General features: G+C 44.1%; 2 protein-coding genes. One reads left to right on the forward strand and one right to left on the reverse strand.

The window, feature by feature from the left end:
* Positions 1-9 precede the first annotated feature (9 nt).
* Positions 10-1,878 (reverse strand): group II intron reverse transcriptase/maturase, encoded by a 1,869-nt coding sequence (ltrA, locus tag VB740_RS36430; RefSeq protein WP_323204666.1) that lies wholly within the window; start codon positions 1,876-1,878, stop codon positions 10-12.
* Positions 1,879-2,224: 346 nt separating this feature from the next.
* On the opposite strand from ltrA, the gene VB740_RS36435 reads away from it, so the two are divergent.
* Entirely contained in the window at positions 2,225-2,392 is a 168-nt protein-coding gene (locus VB740_RS36435; protein WP_323204667.1) for a hypothetical protein, read from the forward strand.
* Positions 2,393-2,446: the final 54 nt, after the last annotated feature.

Here is a 2,446-nt window from a genome sequence, read left to right on the forward strand (position 1 = left end):
TTCGTTGAACTAAGCGATTCCCTCACGAGAACCGCTCGTCTTCAAAACCGGACGTGACACTTTCATGTCATCCGGCTCCTCAATGAATTGGCGCTTATTGCGCGTACTTCTAACTGAACCATCTTCAGTTGTTTTTGTATCGTGGCAGTGTTTATGTAAAATCTGGAGATTTTTATATTCATCTTTTCCCTTGTTACTTAGAGGGGTTATATGGTCAATCTCCAGTACATCTGACTCTCGAAAGTACAATCCGCAGTGAGTACATTTCCCTTTTTGCTTTTTAAGGAGTATGGACATCCTTGTATTTGCTTCTGGGTTTGTACCCATTCTTGAACTCCAGTAAATTAGGTTGCCATCATAGGGACTGACATCGCCTTTAACTTTCACATGACGAACAATCTTTGTTTCCGTATGTGAATATAATCGCATTGGGTTTTCACCCTCTTGCTTGGTTGCGAATACCCAATTATCCCCGCCAACTGTTTGCCAATATTTCTTTGACATCCATTTCCACGATTTATTGGGATGGCGGCGTTTTGCCCAGGCTTTTAGCTTTGGATACATTAAGTTATCTATTGTGGAGAAGACATTCTTGCTTACCACTGTTGAGTAGTAGTTTGACCATCCTCTTATTACCGGATTTAATCGGCTGATTAACGCCCTATGTGGCGTTGCATTATGGTCGTTGATGATACGTGCTACTCGTTTGTAATGTATCTTCTGCTTTTCTTTGCTGGGGCTGATGATTGTTTTGAAGCCTAGTTTTGAGTGGGTTTTCCCCACTTGAAACTGCCTAACATTAAAACCAAGGAATTCAAATCCTGGTTGTTCATTTCCATACTTGTTTAGGGTATGAGTTAAACGTGTCTTGCTTGGCTTCAGTTCAAGTCCCATGCCTTTTAACCATTCAGAGATAATACTCTGGCATCTTTGGACAACATTTATGTCTTCGTGGAGAATTACGAAGTCATCGGCATATCGGATTAGACTTAGGCTTCCACGGTTAACCTTTTTACCGTAGCCAGCCCTAGTAGGCAGTGTTTCAGCGTACTGTTTTACCCGATTTTCCATCCCGTGGAGGGCGATGTTGGCAAGTAATGGAGAGATTACTCCACCTTGCGGTGTTCCCTCAGATGTCCTTTGGAACTGCGATTTATCCATCACTCCCGCTTGTAACCAGGCTCGTATTTGACGGCGAATGGTAGGGAATGTATTTAGTTTGTTTAGCAGTGCCTTATGGTCGATACGGTCGAAGCATTTTGTTATATCGGCGTCTAGTACATATTTTGGTTTATGACTAATTGCACAGAATATTGCTTCAATCGCATCGTGGCATGAGCGTCCTGGTCTAAACCCATAACTATTAGGTTCAAATCGCGCTTCCCATTCTGGCTCTAATGCCATTTTGACAAGTGCTTGCAAGGCTCGGTCATACATTGTCGGGATACCCAATGGTCGCTTCTCTTCCGTTCCAGGCTTAGGAATCCATACCCGCCTAGTTGGGTGACACTTTGAGCTTAATTTTAATTTGGCAACTAAGGTGAAACGTTGCTTTGGAGTCAGCGATTTGATGCCGTCTACACCCGCCGTTTTCTTACCTTGGTTGTCTTGTGTTACCCTTCTGACCGCTAAGACCTTTGCTGACCAAGACTTCATCAGTGTCTTCTGGAGTCTGCGTACTGCTTTGACATCACCACGAGATGAAGCTCTGTAAATTCTTTTTTGCAACTTGTAAACACGTTTTTCTAACTTTCGCCAGTTAATGTGTTTCCATTCCACCGTCGATTTGTCGTTCTTCGCCGTTAGAATTGGCAAATCCTGGTGGATTGCTTTTTCTGCTGGTTTAAGATTGACTGGTCGCGTTTTAGACTTATTCATTGCTACTTGTGACTTTACAATCCAATTCATCGTGAGTCCGTCTGCATATCCTCACCATTACAGTGAGGCTTTCGCTTCTGACTCAATCCTGCCTATCGCCTCATGCGGTTAGCACCTACTCAGTTATCGACCTGACTGAGAGAGAACGATAGGTTACTTCGTTCCGAATGACCATTGATTGAATCTTTAGAGTTGATACTGTCCACCGGGTTTATTGGGAGTGCCTACTGGTCAAACCGACATTGCCAGTCCCTTTATCCTTTGCCTTTTGGCTCCAGCGTGAGACAGCCTTATTTCGCTGGTTCTGCGTGACGATGGTTAAAACGTATCTTCGCTTGCGCTACTCATGGATTCTTGCTTGGAGTTAACCGGATTAGGCTACCAGTTTTACTTCCTTTTCTTCCCGCTTTACGGATTGATGGCTAGTCGCTACCGTAGGGAAGTTGCTGTCACCGCTGCACCTGCGGGGTGGGACTTACACCCACATGGTCACTCAGTTGTCATGGTTATGTAAACCACGCTAACCGTCCTTGAGTATTTCTACTCATTTAGGTTAAACGAATCGCAC

It is taken from the genome of Nostoc sp. UHCC 0251 (assembly GCF_034932245.1).
GTDB lineage: Bacteria > Cyanobacteriota > Cyanobacteriia > Cyanobacteriales > Nostocaceae > Nostoc.

Coding starts and splice junctions, on each gene's coding strand:
- ltrA (WP_323204666.1), bottom strand. CDS start 1,878: ATGAATAAGTCTAAAACGCGACCAGTCAATCTTAAACCAGCAGAAAAA.
- VB740_RS36435 (WP_323204667.1), top strand. CDS start 2,225: ATGGATTCTTGCTTGGAGTTAACCGGATTAGGCTACCAGTTTTACTTC.